13 protein-coding genes are annotated in these 14,865 nt (G+C 31.6%); 8 read left to right on the top strand and 5 right to left on the bottom strand.

Features of this window, described 5'->3' with window-relative positions:
* Positions 1–59: 59 nt before the first annotated feature.
* Positions 60–932, bottom strand: a complete 873-nt coding sequence (locus FLV_RS13030; protein ID WP_243234459.1) for an AraC family transcriptional regulator — start codon at positions 930–932, stop codon at positions 60–62.
* Between the two features lie 187 nt (positions 933–1,119).
* On the opposite strand from FLV_RS13030, the gene FLV_RS13025 reads away from it, so the two are divergent.
* The 5 genes from FLV_RS13025 (at position 1,120) to FLV_RS13005 (ending at position 4,880) form a co-directional block, all read left to right on the top strand.
* The gene (locus FLV_RS13025; RefSeq protein ID WP_243234458.1) at positions 1,120–1,521 is read left to right on the top strand and encodes a secretion protein; all 402 of its coding nucleotides are present in this window, start codon (positions 1,120–1,122) and stop codon (positions 1,519–1,521) included.
* Between the two features lie 613 nt (positions 1,522–2,134).
* On the top strand, positions 2,135–2,539 hold the full coding sequence (locus FLV_RS13020) for a T9SS type A sorting domain-containing protein (RefSeq protein WP_243234457.1): 405 nt from the start codon (positions 2,135–2,137) through the stop codon (positions 2,537–2,539).
* Between the two features lie 363 nt (positions 2,540–2,902).
* Positions 2,903–3,310 carry a T9SS type A sorting domain-containing protein gene (locus FLV_RS13015; protein ID WP_243234456.1) on the top strand — a complete coding sequence of 136 codons (408 nt, stop codon included), beginning with the start codon at positions 2,903–2,905 and terminating at the stop codon, positions 3,308–3,310.
* A 388-nt stretch (positions 3,311–3,698) separates the two neighbouring features.
* Complete coding sequence (locus tag FLV_RS13010; protein ID WP_243234455.1) at positions 3,699–4,106, top strand: secretion protein; 408 nt, start codon at positions 3,699–3,701, stop codon at positions 4,104–4,106.
* A gap of 387 nt (positions 4,107–4,493) precedes the next feature.
* On the top strand, positions 4,494–4,880 hold the full coding sequence (locus FLV_RS13005; RefSeq protein ID WP_243234454.1) for a secretion protein: 387 nt from the start codon (positions 4,494–4,496) through the stop codon (positions 4,878–4,880).
* A gap of 54 nt (positions 4,881–4,934) precedes the next feature.
* Here the strand turns inward: FLV_RS13005 and FLV_RS13000 are convergent, their stop codons facing one another.
* Positions 4,935–5,384, bottom strand: coding sequence for a hypothetical protein (locus FLV_RS13000; RefSeq protein ID WP_243234453.1), 450 nt, complete (start codon positions 5,382–5,384; stop codon positions 4,935–4,937).
* 217 nt (positions 5,385–5,601) lie between these two features.
* On the opposite strand from FLV_RS13000, the gene FLV_RS12995 reads away from it, so the two are divergent.
* Positions 5,602–5,973 (top strand): flagellar motor protein MotB, encoded by a 372-nt coding sequence (locus tag FLV_RS12995; RefSeq protein ID WP_243234452.1) that lies wholly within the window; start codon positions 5,602–5,604, stop codon positions 5,971–5,973.
* 382 nt (positions 5,974–6,355) lie between these two features.
* Here the strand turns inward: FLV_RS12995 and FLV_RS12990 are convergent, their stop codons facing one another.
* From FLV_RS12990 to FLV_RS12980, 3 genes are all read right to left on the bottom strand, one after another.
* Positions 6,356–8,065 (bottom strand): hypothetical protein, encoded by a 1,710-nt coding sequence (locus FLV_RS12990; protein ID WP_243234451.1) that lies wholly within the window; start codon positions 8,063–8,065, stop codon positions 6,356–6,358.
* A gap of 149 nt (positions 8,066–8,214) precedes the next feature.
* Entirely contained in the window at positions 8,215–11,655 is a 3,441-nt protein-coding gene (locus FLV_RS12985) for a methylmalonyl-CoA mutase family protein (RefSeq protein WP_243234450.1), read from the bottom strand.
* 203 nt (positions 11,656–11,858) lie between these two features.
* Positions 11,859–12,428 (bottom strand): Crp/Fnr family transcriptional regulator, encoded by a 570-nt coding sequence (locus tag FLV_RS12980; RefSeq protein WP_243234449.1) that lies wholly within the window; start codon positions 12,426–12,428, stop codon positions 11,859–11,861.
* Between the two features lie 238 nt (positions 12,429–12,666).
* On the opposite strand from FLV_RS12980, the gene FLV_RS12975 reads away from it, so the two are divergent.
* The gene (locus tag FLV_RS12975) at positions 12,667–13,776 is read left to right on the top strand and encodes a polysaccharide lyase family 1 protein (protein ID WP_243234448.1); all 1,110 of its coding nucleotides are present in this window, start codon (positions 12,667–12,669) and stop codon (positions 13,774–13,776) included.
* A 264-nt stretch (positions 13,777–14,040) separates the two neighbouring features.
* A complete protein-coding gene (locus FLV_RS12970; protein WP_243234447.1) occupies positions 14,041–14,760 on the top strand; it encodes a DUF4197 domain-containing protein in 720 nt (239 codons plus the stop codon).
* The last annotated feature ends 105 nt before the right edge of the window (positions 14,761–14,865 follow it).

The following is a 14,865-nucleotide window of genomic DNA, read 5'->3' as shown; positions in this document are numbered from 1 at the left end:
ACACAAAAAAACCATCAACAAAATTGATGGTTAAGTTTTATGCGCTATAAAATGAATCTTTACATAATAGTAGCCCTGTGCTCCTGTCTGTATTCTGAAGCGCTTTTACCTGTATATTGCTTAAACGACTTGCTAAAATGACTGAAGTTATTAAATCCGCTTTCATAACAAACTTCATTTATACTAATAGGTTTCTCTGCCAAAAGTTTTGAGGCATGAACCAAACGGTATTCATTTACAAACTCGGTAAAGGTTTTATTGGATATTTTCTTAAAATAACGACAGAAAGATGATGTTGTCATACTTACCAGACTTGAAACTTCGTCTACCGAAATCGGTTCCTGAAAATGATCTTTCACATAACTAAACACCACATTCATCCTATCATTGTCCGGTACCTGCATTTCCATTAAGAATCCGTCAGCATTTAAAATGGTATATTCTTCAGAAGTTGCCAGATCTTTCAAAATACTTAAAAGAGTAAGAAAACGCTCAAACGGAGATTTGTTTTCCATTAATTCCATTCTGGTTCCAATTAGCTTTTTAGTTTCACCACCAAACGCAATGCCTGCTTTCGCCTGCTCAAGAAGCTTTTGAATTTTTTTCATTTCAGGAATACCAAAAAAGTCATTCCCCAGGAAATCAGGCTTAAAATGAATTACAGTTTCGTCTTTATTACCTGTTTTTTCATTTGTAAACCCGCAATGCGGCAGATTAGAACCTATAAGTATAAGAGAACCGTTGGTATAATACGAAATGTGGCTCCCTATCTGTCTCTTCCCTGCTCCACCATTAACAAAGACAATTTCAATTTCGGGGTGGTAGTGCAATAAATGTGACTTACTATTAGTCTTATGAGCGTGTTTAGTATAGGTAAAGGAACTTCCGTATGAGTTTGATATTATCTCAAGAGCTGGGGCAATTGGCTTCATTTCATAAAGATTAAATAATAAATGCAAAATTAACAAAAATACCTAAAATAATTCAAATTTTAACATACAACGCTTTCGTAAATGAGAATACAGCATTGAAATTAGAAAATAGAGCTGCGTAAAACAATACATTCCCGAAGTAATTTAGCATCAGAGAATTAGAACTAATAATTTAAAAACTATTATCATGAAAAAGATTTCAAAATTAAGTTTAGTATTAGCAGTACTTTTCGGAACAAGTACTTATGCAATCGACGGTAATGAAGACTTTAATCTTCATGTATTAAAAGGAAACGGAAAACTAATCACTTTTGCCTTAAACAAAGTTACAAAAGCAAAATTAGCAATCTACGATCAGGATGGTACTCTGATTTATTCTGAGAGTGCGTCAGGTAAAGATGGGATTTTAAGAACCTTTAGTTTAGAAGAATTTCCTGAAGGCACTTACTTTCTTGAAGCAGAAGACAGTATCAAAAAAGTAAGGCATGAAATTACGATTACAGATAACAAAACAGTCTTATCTTTAAAAGCAGTTTCATCAGTTTACAAAACAGATTTTGCTAAAAATGCTAACGTAGCGGCACGTTAAAAATTTGCCATTTTAATAATTGCATAAAAATGGTTAAATCGGTAAAAAAAATAAAACATAATTGTTTTTGAAAACAGCTCCTTGAGTTTATTGAGCTGTTTTTTTTTGCTTTTACATTTTTTAGAAAGCAAATCTTCAGAAAATAAGTCTTGTGTATTTATCAAAAGTAAAATCCGCACTCAGTAACGCTTTTTTATCAATTCGAACCTAAATACTGTTGCAATGATCAAAACGTATTTGTTCTCAAATTACCCTTAATTATTTATATTTTCAATATTTTCTTCAATAAAACCTCCCATTACACCAGCAAAATTAAATTTTCACAAATTAAAGAACAGATAAGATTTAATATAACTGCATTTTTTTATTCCAAAAATTACGATATACCAATAAAAAGGATTTGTTGATTTTTATATTCGCAATTGACGCCAAAAGCTTGAAAAATAATAACTAAACAAACCAAAACACAAAGAATAATTTAAATTTTAACATATAACGGTTTCGTAAATGAGAATATAGCATATATATAAGAAAATACAGTTGTGAATTATTCTACCCTCCTGAAGTAATTTAGCACCATAGAATTAGAACAATAATTTAAAAAAATATAATCATGAAAAAGATGTTAAAATTAAGTTTCGTAGCAGCATTACTTTTTGCAGGAATCAGTACTTATGCAATTGACGGTAAAGATTATGTTCTTCATGTAATTAAAGAAAACGGTAAAGAAGTAACTTTTGGATTAAACAATACAACAAAAGCAAACTTATCGATTTATGATAAAGACGGTACTCTAATTTATTCTGAAAAAGCTTCAGGTAAAAATGGAATCTTAAAAACTTTCAGCTTCGAAGAATTTCCGGAAGGAACTTATTTCTTAAAGATTGAAGATAATGTAAAAACAACAAAACATGAAATTACAATTACTAATAACACTAGTGTGTTATCAGCAAAAGCAGTTTCATCAGTTTATAAAGCAGGATTCTCTGCTCAAAATACAAGCGTAGCAGTACGCTAAAAAAGTTTATGCTTTTCATAAGTATAAAAATGAGGTTAGATAGTTAGTAAAGTTTAAAACTTAACGGTTTTTGAAACAGCTCTTGGTGGTTCTTGAGCTGTTTTTTTTTATGGTCTTTTTTTAATTATTTTTTTCACAAAAGACAAAAATAGCTCTTAATTCCCACCTGTAATTCAATTCAATACTTTATTAAATAACAATCAAATTAACATTAACAATAGCAATAATTTAAATTTTAACCTATATCGGTTTCGTAAATGAGAATATAACACATATATCAGAAAACACAGTTGTGAGTTTTACCGCCCTGTTGAAGTAATTTAGCAGTATAGAATTAGAACAATAATTTAAAAAAATAAAGCTATGAAAAAGATGTTAAAATTAAGTTTAGTAGCAGTGTTGCTTTTTACAGGAATCAGTACTTATGCAATTGACGGAAACGAAGATTATATGCTTCATGTAATTAAAGGAAATGGCAAGGAAGTTACATTTGCTATAAACAATGTAACAAAAGCAAATATATCAATCTATGATCAAGACGGTACTTTAATTTATTCTGAAAAAGCTTCTGGTAAAAACGGAATCCTAAAAACTTTCAGCTTTGAAGAGTTTCCGGAAGGAACTTATTTCTTAAAAGTAGAGGATAGTGTAAAAACAACCAAACATGAAATCACTATTAAAGGAGGCGTAACAGTTTTATCTTCTAAAGCAGTTTCATCTGTTTACAAAGCAGGTTTTTCTGGTAAAAATTCAAACGTAGCAGTACGTTAAAAAAATCTATGCTGTTAAAAGTATAATCAAGTTAGATATAGTAAAGTTTAAAACTTAACGGTTTTTGAAACAGCTCCTGGTGGTTCCTGAGCTGTTTTTTTATTTGGCCTTTTCAGTAAAATTATTAGTAATCCTTTTTTTTACAATGAAAATTACGAGATCTAAATAAAAATACAATTATGATTTTGATATTCTCAATATGTGCGAAAAATTAAAAAATAGCAATCAAATTAACACTAATACTGATAATAATTCGAATTTTAACCTATAACGGTTTCGTAAATGAGAATACAGCACATATATAGGAAAATACAGTTGTGGATTTTACTCCCCTGTTGAAGTAATTTAGCAGTACAGAATTAGAACAATAATTTTAAAAAATAAAGCCATGAAAAAGATATTAAAATTAAGTTTAGTAGCAGTGTTGCTTTTTACAGGAATCAGTACTTATGCAATTGACGGAAATGGAGATTATATCCTTCATGTAATTAAAGAAAATGGTAACGAAGTTGTTTTTGGATTAAACAATGTAACAAAAGCAAAATTAGTAATCTATGATCAAGATGATACTGTTATTTATTCTGAAAATGCTTCAGGTAAAGATGGAATCTTAAAAAAAATCAGATTTGATAATTTTCCGGTAGGTACTTACATCTTAGAAATTGAAGACAATATAAAAACAACTAAGCATGAAATTAATGTTACCGATACCAAAACAGTTTTATCATCAAAAGCACTTTCATCTGTTTACAAAACAGGTTTCTCTGCTCAAAATACAAGCGTAGCAGTACGCTAAAAAAGTTTATGCTTTTCATAAAGTATAAAAATGAGGTTAGATAGTTAGTAAAGTTTAAAACTTAACGGTTTTTGAAACAGCTCTTGGTGGTTCTTGAGCTGTTTTTTTTTGTTTTAAGGTTTTGCTTTACAAAAGCAATAAGTTAAATAAATTTTAACAAAACAAACCCTAAAAACCGTAACTCCTTAAATGTTAAAAGATTAAAAAATATTTAAAAAAGCAAATCCAAAGACACAATAAATCCGTAAGTATCACAATAAAACACAGAAATACTTTTAAATCAATAAGTTATTGTTTAAAAAAAAGACAATAAAAATTTTGAAATAAGGTAACTATTTGTAGTTTTGCCGATACCACGAATAAGAAAATTAAAAATTAAAAAAAGAGATGAAACAAATTTTAAGATTGAGCTTTGTTGTAGCTGTATTTTTAACAACACTAAGTACGTATGCAAATAATGAAAAAGGAGATTATATCTTGTATATAAAAACCGGAAATGGAAAAGTAGTCAGCTTTACATTAAACACTAATGAAAAATCAAATTTTTCAATCCTTGACGAAAAACAAAATTTACTTTACACAGGAGAATTTTCTACCAATGAATTAGAAGTTTCAAAAACCTTAAGTCTTGAAACCTATCCTGCCGGAACTTATTACTTAAAAGTTTTGGAAAACAACAAAATAGTAAATCACAAAATTACTGTTTCTGCAAAAAAATCAAAAACAATTACATTAGACCAGTCAGTAAACGAAAGCCCTGCTTTTCGTCGTTAATAATTGTTTTTGCCTCCAAATATAAAAGCAGCTCTACGACAAGAGCTGTTTTTTTTATTCACTTTCTTTCCTTATACCGGCTCCAATTTTTACCAGTTGCCAAAAAATACCTGTTTCTGATGTAATCGCTATTTTTTGAAATTCTTTATAAAAAGAAGCATGCATAAAAGCATAAATATAATCTAACAAGTCTATCGCTGTGAAAATTTGTCTGAATTCAGGACGTAATTCACTACTGTTAGCAAAACAAACATTTCCAGCTTCTTTTTCACTCGAAAACAGCAAACCTAAATAATCTGCAACTAATTTTATAGTTTCACTGTTTAAAAAATCCGATTCAGGAGCAGACTGATCAAAAAAATCTTTAAGTGTAAAATAAGTTTCGGCAGTATCTTGTGAAATTTTTAAAACAATGTTTTCCAAATCAATAGCGTCAAAAAAATCAGAAATCTTCTCCCCTGATCTCAAATTGTTTATTTTATTCGAATACTCCTGGATAGTCATAACGATGCCGATTGATATAGATATAAAATTATGCTATTAATTTTCATTAACTATTTTTCTCCATTAAAAATGTCTGAAAACTTTTAAATAACTAGCTTAAAATCGTTAAAATTCACAAAAAAAGCACTAAAAAATACCTTATTTCACTGATTTGGATATATTTGCGAAAACAAAAACACAAAAAATATTACCAAGCCATTCTTTTAAACCGATATCTATGCAAAAAAGACTTGTTATTTTAGTATTAGGGACTATTTTTTCATTTAACGCCTCTGCCCAGAGTGAAAAAGTCTTTACTACTGACAAAGTAAGCGATAAATATGCTTATGTTGATGTAATGAAAACGTACGAAAGAATTGCTGCAAAAGGCTACAAGTCTGTAGATTTATTTCAAAAATTAGGAGATTCGTCTTATTCGCATTTTAAACTGGAAAAAGCTGCCGAATGGTATGATAAATTATTTGCCATAACAGCTGATTTAGAACCAATATATTACTATCGTTATGCAGAATCGCTACGATTCATTTGTGAAAATGAAAAAGCAGATGCTATTCTTGAAAAGCTGAAACTGGTTAAGAATAAGGTTTGATTTTTTCTTTTTATGAATTTCTAAAATATAGAAAAACCTCTCGGCAACGAGAGGTTTTATCGTTTTATTAGCTTTCAAATTAAAATTTTCGTTCAAGAGCGAAACGCTCGCGTTAGTCTTTTAGATTTGTGAAATAAAACGTTGGTAATTTAAATTAACAACCAAATTGACAAAATACACCATTCATGTCGCAAAGTTTTTTACAATCTTGTCTTTTCGACCGAAGGGAGAAATCTCACTCGGGATTCGACAATGCATATCGCCAATCTTTGTAGAAATACTAGTGTGATTTCTCCTTACGTCGAAAATGACAATTAGCAGAGGATAAACTTGTGTTCATGATTGGCTCGCTTGCGTTAGCAGAAGTTTTATCTAAGTCAATTTAACTGGAAACAAATTTTCTAAACGCTTTTACTATTTGAAAAATCATTATACCCAAAAATATACGGTGAATCAAATCAATAAAATAAATCCAGCCATTACTAACATTATCTCCATAAGTAACCTTCATTTGTCTAATTGGATTAAAAAGTTGCCAGAGAACGTTTGATTTTGACAAGAAAGCTTGCCATGTGTTTTTAAGATCATCTGGACAAAATGCAAATTCATAAGAAATTTTATCAGATAAATAAGGAAGCAAAATTATATAAAGAAAAAAAGTAACACCAAATACAATTTTTGCTGGCTTTTTCCAGTTAAGACCGTAATCATTTGCCTGACTTACAGACATTATAAGTCTATCAGCCCAATCATAATTTGCTGAATTTTTCTGCTCATTTCTAAAAGCGGATAATTCTTTTGCTTGAAAAACTAAACTATCTATTTGATTTCCATTATTTTTCAAAGCTTGTTTAATTTGGCGATAGATTTCTCTTTTACTTTTAAATTCTTCTTGTTTTGTTTGAGTACCATTTCCTACTTGCAAAACTTTATCTTCAAACCAAGTATTAGCTGTTGGTTTAATTTTGTCTAATGTTGCATTATCAATCCTAATTGCACCAAATGAATCAAACATAAATTCATTAAATTTTGTTGCTCCTAAGTCAGAATCTGATAGATTAAATGTACTCTCTTTATCACCTTTGCATTTATCAAAACTCATATCGCTATAATTAGTAAAATCATTAATAAGAAAAAATCTAAACGACATACTTTTAAATAATAATTTAAGGTTTTGATTAACGCCTGTAATATATGTTTTGTCTACTTTCCATCCTTGAAAATTTAAAACCCCTTTCAATTCAGGACTAGCTATAACATCCAATTTATCTAATTGTTCCCCAAGTCCTCTAAATTCAAAACCTTCTGCAAAATTTGTCTCAGATATATAAATTTCTTTAAGGTATGTTGTTAACGCATTACCTGATAAATCTCTATTCTCCAATTCCCCTTTTTTATGAAAGTGATCACGGTAAATTGTCAAATTTTTTATTCTACTACTTTCTATATTAAGTTTATCTTTAAAAACATTTTCATTGGAAGACAAACTGAATCTACATTCAACATTCCAAAAAGTAATCCAGTCATTAAATTCATTATTCAGTAAAGAAATATCTCCAATTAAAGATTCAACCCTTACAGCTTTATTAAAAACTGAATGAGATAAATTTAAACCAAAATGTGAATTGCTAATATCTAAATATGAAACAATGGATTTTCCAATTTTAAATCCTCCATTATTAATGAATGTTTTATGTGTTGAAATTTTTTCTATGACACAATCATTTATTACATTAACACTTCTATCAAAGTAACAATCTTCTTCAAATGCAATTAAATTTGAATTACATTTATCAAATGAAATACTACAATTATCTTTATTTTCATCAACATTGTAATTTGTTGATTTCACATTATGAAAAACTATTATTTTTTCAAATTTGCAATTAAAAAAACTTAAACCCGAATTAATTTCAACATCTCTTATAATTACTTTCTTTTTAAAAGTTATGTTTTTTAATATTCTAAAATGCCAGTTTATTACTGAAGCATCTATAATGACATCAAAATCAACAATTAAATCAAAATTAGGCAGAGTGTCATTTTTTAGATGCTTATAAAAACGATATTGTGATAAGTTTAGTTCCTCCATTTTATTTCTTTTAAATATCTCAGCTAAGATATCAAAACAAATTCCTCCAAAGTTACAGCAATCCGTAAAGTCAAAAAAAATCTATTTTTTTAAACAAAAAAACTCCCAAATCTTGAGAGTTTTTTCCATATCATTAAAAAATAAAAAAATTACATATTCCTTCTATACTGCCCACCCACTTCAAACAACGCCGAAGTAATCTGACCTAAAGAACAAACCTTTGTAGCTTCCATTAAATGATCGAATAAGTTTTCGTTTTTAATAGCGGCTTGCTGTAAGGTATTTAAATGCTCGTTTACTTTTTCTTCGTGAAATTGATGCAAATTATCCAGCATCGTAATCTGGTATTGTTTTTCTTCTTCGGTGGCGCGGATAACTTCTGCAGGAATTACCGTTGGCGAACCTTTTGAACTCAGGAATGTATTTACACCCACAATTGGGAAATCTCCGTTGTGTTTTAAGGTTTCGTAATACAAACTTTCTTCCTGAATTTTAGAACGTTGGTACATCGTTTCCATTGCACCTAGAACTCCTCCTCTTTCAGTAATTCTGTCGAATTCTTGTAAAACTGCAGCTTCTACTAAATCGGTTAATTCTTCGATGATAAATGAACCCTGAATTGGGTTTTCGTTTTTCGCCAAACCTAATTCTTTATTGATAATCAGCTGAATCGCCATGGCACGACGTACCGATTCTTCTGTTGGTGTTGTAATTGCTTCATCGTAAGCGTTGGTATGCAATGAATTACAGTTGTCATAAATCGCATACAAAGCTTGTAAAGTCGTTCTGATATCGTTGAAATCAATTTCCTGTGCGTGCAACGAACGTCCTGAAGTCTGAATATGGTATTTCAGCATTTGGGCTCTTTCGTTGGCTCCGTATTTGTTTTTCATGGCTTTTGCCCAGATTTTACGCGCCACACGACCAATTACTGAATATTCTGGATCAACTCCATTTGAGAAGAAGAACGATAAATTTGGTCCAAAATCGTTGATGTTCATTCCGCGGCTCAAATAATATTCCACGTAAGTGAAACCATTCGAAAGCGTAAATGCCAATTGCGTAATTGGGTTTGCTCCAGCCTCTGCAATATGATATCCGGAAATCGAAACCGAATAAAAATTACGAACGTTTTTAGTAATAAAATATTCCTGAACGTCTCCCATTAATCGCAAAGCAAATTCAGTTGAGAAAATACAAGTGTTTTGTGCTTGATCTTCTTTTAAAATATCAGCCTGAACCGTTCCACGAACTTGTGATAAGGTTCTGCTTTTTATTTCGTTATAAATATCCAAAGACAAAACCTGATCTCCCGTAACACCCAAAAGCATTAATCCCAAACCATTATTTCCCTCTGGTAAATCGCCCTGATAATGCGGCCGCTCTACTCCTTTTTCCTTATATATTTTATTGATTTTGGCTTCAACTTCTTTTTCCAGATAATTGTCCTTAATGTACAATTCGCATTGCTGATCGATTGCCGCATTCATAAAAAAACCTAACAGCATTGGTGCTGGCCCGTTAATAGTCATACTTACCGAAGTCAAAGCATGAACCAAATCGAAACCTGAATACAGTTTTTTAGCATCGTCCAAACAGCAGATTGAAACGCCTGCATTTCCAATTTTACCGTAAATATCTGGTCGTAAATCTGGATCATTTCCATATAAAGTAACACTGTCAAAAGCGGTTGAAAGACGTTTTGCTGGCATTCCGGCACTTACATAATGAAAACGTTTATTGGTTCTTTCCGGTCCGCCCTCGCCCGCAAACATCCTTGACGGATCTTCGCCTTCACGCTTAAACGGATATAATCCCGAAGCAAAAGGAAATTCACCTGGAACATTTTCCTGTAAATTCCAACGCAGAATATCGCCCCAACCTTCGTATTTAGGCAAAGCAATTTTCGGAATCTGTAAATGCGATAAACTTTCAGAATGTGTTGCGATTTTGATTTCTTTATCACGAACCTTGAAGCTGTAAACTGGATTTTTGTATTTAGCCACTTTTTCATCCCAATTCAGGATAATTTCCCAGTTGTACGGATCTAAATCCATTTTCACTTTATCAAATTGATTTAGTAAAAGATTTAAAAAGATTCTGTTTTCGTCGTGTTCTGCAATTCCGCTTGGCAAAACTGTAGAATCGTCGATTCCTGCTTTAGTAATCTGAGGAACTTTTCCGGAAACCGATTCAATGGTTTTGAAAATTCCGTATAATTTCTGCGCTACTTTTTGCTGCGAAATGGCTGTCTCATCATAACTTCTATTATTCTCTGCAATTTCAGATAAATAACGTGTTCTGTGTGGCGGAATCACAAAGATTTTCTCGCTCATTTCTTTAGTGATTTCAAAAGTCGATTTCAAATCTGAAGTCGTTTTTTCTACCACTTTATCCATAATCGCTTTGTACAGCGTATTCATTCCCGGATCGTTAAACTGCGAAGCAATCGTTCCGAAAACCGGCATTTCATCCGGATTTTTATCCCAAAGATTATGGTTTCTTTGGTATTGCTTTTTTACATCGCGCAAAGCGTCTAAAGCGCCACGTTTATCAAATTTGTTTAAAGCTACTAAATCGGCAAAATCAAGCATGTCGATTTTTTCCAATTGTGTTGCCGCTCCAAACTCAGGTGTCATGACATATAAAGAAACATCAGAATGATCCATAATTTCGGTATCCGACTGCCCAATTCCTGAAGTTTCTAAAATAATCAAATCGTATTTTGCGGCTTTTAAAACCTGAATTGCTTCGGCTACATATTTAGACAAAGCCAAATTTGACTGACGAGTCGCCAGCGAACGCATAAAAACCCGAGGATTATTAATGGCATTCATACGGATTCTGTCTCCTAAAAGTGCTCCTCCGGTTTTTCTTTTCGAAGGATCGACAGAAATTAATCCGATTGTCTTTTCCGGAAAATCAATTAAAAAACGGCGAACCAACTCGTCTACTAAAGAAGATTTTCCGGCACCGCCCGTTCCTGTGATTCCTAAAACCGGAATTTTAGAATCGGAATTTATTTCGTGAATTTTATCAAAAGCTGATTTCGCAATTTCAGGGAAATTTTCTGCAGAAGAAATCAAACGCGCAATTGCCGTTGGAACTTTATTTTCGATATGATCGATTTCTCCGTTCAGTTTATCTCCAATAGGGAAATCCGCACGCTGTACCAAATCATTAATCATTCCCTGCAATCCTAACGAACGTCCATCATCCGGAGAATAAATTCTGGTAATCCCATATTCATGTAATTCTGAAATTTCGCCGGGAAGAATTACGCCTCCTCCGCCTCCGAAAATTTTAATGTGTCCCGCTCCTTTTTCATGAAGCAAATCATACATATATTTAAAGTATTCGTTGTGTCCTCCCTGATAAGAAGTCATTGCAATAGCATTGGCATCTTCCTGGATGGCGGTATTTACTACTTCCTCAACACTTCTATCATGACCAAGATGAATTACTTCGACTCCGGTGGACTGAATAATACGGCGCATAATATTAATGGCTGCATCGTGTCCGTCAAAAAGCGAAGCAGCGGTTACAATTCTTACTTTATTTTTAGGAATATATGTTTTTTGTTGTTCCATTTTACGAATATGATAATTTTATAATGCAATTTACAAAATATTTTAATAATTCAATGAAACGATAGTTTTATGTTAACAAAAAATATTTACTTTACAGATATACAAATCCCTATCATCCAAAATATATTTTCAGACAACATTGATTTTAAGACAATTAATTTTATTAGTAAACTAAAAAAAGATTTAGTTCTTTGAGTTTGAGATTAAAAACTCTTTTTAATTTTGGACAAAAATTCATGGGTTACTCCTAAATAAGAAGACAAATTTTTGTTATTTATTTTTTGAGTTTTTTGAGGATATTTTTTAACAAATTCGATATATCGTTGTTTTGAAGTCTTGTTTAAAACATCTAAAAGCCTTTCCTGTATTGCGATATTTGCCTTTTCTACCATCAAGATATGAAACTGAATCAATTTAGGTACTTGTTTGAACAAGAGTGTTTTATTTGACTTATTAATTACTAATATCTCACTGTCTTCTATGGCTTTTATATTGTATTTAGTTAGCTTTTGATAATAAAAACTTTCTAAATCGCACATCCATTCATTTTCAAATGAAAAGAAAATAACGCTTTCTGTTCCGTTTTCATTTAAAATATAAGTCTTAAAAGCGCCTTTCAGAATAAAACCTTCATAAGCATTATTAGAATCCTGAATTTGCAAAAATTCATTCTTTTTTAATTTAATGAACTCTGTTTTTTCAAGTATAAATCCCCACTCTTCATCTGTAAGGGTGATTTTCCTTTCGATATTTAACCTTAGTTCTTCGTACATATTTTTAATTATTTCTTAATTAAAACTTCTCAATTTCTTAAAATTTGGGAGTGAATTCAAGCAATGTAATCGATTACGCAAAAATATAAAAATTATATTATATTTAAATTAATTAATCAAAAAAAATCAAAAACTTAAATTAATTACAAAATTATTGAACAAGTTCAATTTTTCTGTAAGAATTAATAAACATATTTGCAACGCTATAAAATTTAGTAATAACCAAACAAAAACTATCATGAATTTTAAAACCAAATTTGCCATTTCATTATTTACGATTGCTATGGCTTTTACAAGTTGTAACACAGATGATACAACTGAACAAAATGCAGATGAAGCTGCTTTAAGTACCAATCAGGAAGTTTCTCCTTCGACTTCAAAAGTAGGAGTTTGCTCAGAAGTTCCGGGATGGGCTTCTCAAAACGGAGGAACAACAGGTGGAGGAAGTGCTACTGAAAAACCAGTAACCAATTATGCCGATTTAAAAGCTGCTATTGAAAACAGTTCTGTTAAAGTAATCAAGATTTCCGGGACTATTAACATTACTACCCGATTATCATTACAAGATCAGACTGGAAAAACTATTTATGGTACCAGCGGCGCAAAACTGGTTTCAACAAACCAGACTAAAGATGGTTCTGGTATAATCAATATCAAAAGATGTAAAAACCTAATTATCAGAAACCTTATTTTTGAAGGACCAGGAGCATACGACACTGACGGATGGGATAACGCTATTATTGATGACTGCCAGAATGTATGGGTTGACCACTGTGAATTCAGAGACGGTGTTGACGGAAATTTTGACATTAAAAACAAGTCTGATTTTGTAACTGTTTCGTATACAAAATTCACTTACTTAAAACCACCTAAAGCAGGAGGTTCAGGAGGTTCAGATGACCACAGATACTCAAACCTGATTGGTTCAAGCGATGGTGCTACCGCTGATCGCGGAAAATTAAGAATCACATTTGCGCGTTGCTGGTGGGCAAGCGGATGTAAAGAAAGAATGCCTAGAGTTCGATTTGGAAAAGTACATATCATAAACAGTTATTTCAACAGTTCTGTTAGTAATAAATGTATTGCTGCCGGTTTTGAAGCAAATATAAAAGTTGAAAATAATGTTTTCGAAAATGTAAAAAACCCTATTGATTTAATGACAGGTCTTACTGCCGTAACGGTTACTTCAGGAAATGTTTTCACTAATACAAGCGGTAATAAAGCAGGAAAAAACACTGCATTTACTCCGCCTTACTCTATTGTAACCCTGAATGCTTCTGCTGTTAAAGCTGACATTTCTGCCAATGCCGGAGCTACATTCTCTGGTAATATTTGCGGTTCTTTCTAAGTATAATAAAAATTGTTAGAGAAAAGCTATCCAAATTTGGGTAGCTTTTTTTTGTTTCTGTTCAATTTGGAAATTAGTCTTCTGAAAACTAAAATTCCTGAAATAGCCCCGATGGAAACGATATCCCGCGCTTTTTCTGCGCGGAATTTAGTGGACAGCGGGACAAAAGTTAATTATGAAACAAAATGTTTGTGCTCCTGAAATAAAATTGTGGCTTTGTTTTTGAATAAGTAGTATTTTTGAAACTTAATAAAACCCCATTTAATGAAAAAGATTTTACTTCTTGCCGTAGCATTTTCTCTTAACTCCTGTGCACAGGTACAACAAACTTTAAATCAGTTACCACAATTATCTTCGCAAATTCCAGGTCTTGGTGGTGTAGATATTGCTTCGGGTTTAAAAGAAGCTTTAAATAAAGGAATTACAGAACAAGTTAGCAAGCTTACTGCTGTTGATGGTTTCTATAAAAACGAAGCTGTAAAAATTCTAATGCCGGCCGAATTGCAAAAAGTAGACGCTACGTTACGTAAAATTGGTCTTAGTTCGCTTGCTGATGAAGGAATAAAAGTACTAAACCGTGCTGCAGAAGACGCAGTTAAAGAAGCTACTCCAATATTTGTTTCGGCTGTTAAAAACATGTCTTTTACGGATGCCAAAAATATTTTATTAGGCAATGACAGCGCAGCAACAAGTTACTTACAAGGAAGTACATCTACGGCTTTGTACGGAAAATTTAATCCGGTAATTAAAAGTTCGTTTGAAAAAGTTGGTGCAGATGTTGTATGGACTAAGATTATTACAAAATACAATACGATTCCGTTAGTAAAAAAAGTAAATCCGGATTTGACAGATTACACAACAAATCAGGCTTTGGCAGGTGTTTTTAAAATGATTGCCGTAGAAGAAAAAGAAATCCGCAACGATATTAGTGCAAGAACAACTCCGCTATTAAAAAGTGTTTTTGCAATGCAGGATTCAAAATAATTTTTATGTTTAACAGTTTATTTGTTCAATCATCTAACTGCTAAACTTGAATTTTACAAATATTTCGATTAAAACAATTAATCTATAAAAATAACCGATTAACCA

Origin of the sequence: Flavobacterium pectinovorum (assembly GCF_022802975.1) — a bacterium.
GTDB lineage: Bacteria > Bacteroidota > Bacteroidia > Flavobacteriales > Flavobacteriaceae > Flavobacterium > Flavobacterium pectinovorum_B.
This window is presented reverse-complemented; position numbering and strand designations above follow the sequence as displayed.